The sequence below is a fragment of the Achromobacter sp. GbtcB20 genome (assembly GCF_019091095.1).
GTDB lineage: Bacteria > Pseudomonadota > Gammaproteobacteria > Burkholderiales > Burkholderiaceae_B > Achromobacter > Achromobacter mucicolens.
In genome coordinates, this window is record NZ_JAGXJZ010000278.1 from 1 (window position 1) to 397 (window position 397).

Genomic DNA, 397 nt, shown 5'->3' on the forward strand with positions numbered 1-397 from the left:
CAGGTCCAGGCCCAGCCTGCCGGCGAGGGTGAAGGTGGCGAACACCAGGACGACGAGCGCCAGCACGAAGAGCGCGGCCACCTTGCCGGCCGCGCGCAGCACAGCGCGCTTCTCCTCTTCTTTCCCGATCTCCTTCTTTTTCTTCCCTTGTTCGTAATGCCATTTGATGGCGAAGAACATGCCCGTGCCCAGCACGAGAAACTTGAACGATACGGCGTCTATCGGGAACCAATCCATGATGTTGAATATTACCAGCCTATTACTTGACACGCTACAGCGTGATGCGCGATCTCGACCGCCGCTTCGGCGACCTGCGTTGCCGAATGTGGATGAGGAGGAAAAAACACCGGCGACACCATGCAGGGATGGCCTTGCCGCGCGTTCTAAGGCATTCTAC

1 protein-coding gene is annotated in these 397 nt (G+C 58.4%); it reads right to left on the reverse strand.

The genetic code is table 11. The features are described from left to right. On the reverse strand, positions 1-237 hold a 237-nt coding region (locus KVT32_RS28975), incomplete at its 3' end, for a hypothetical protein (protein ID WP_217619299.1). Positions 238-397 lie beyond the last annotated feature (160 nt).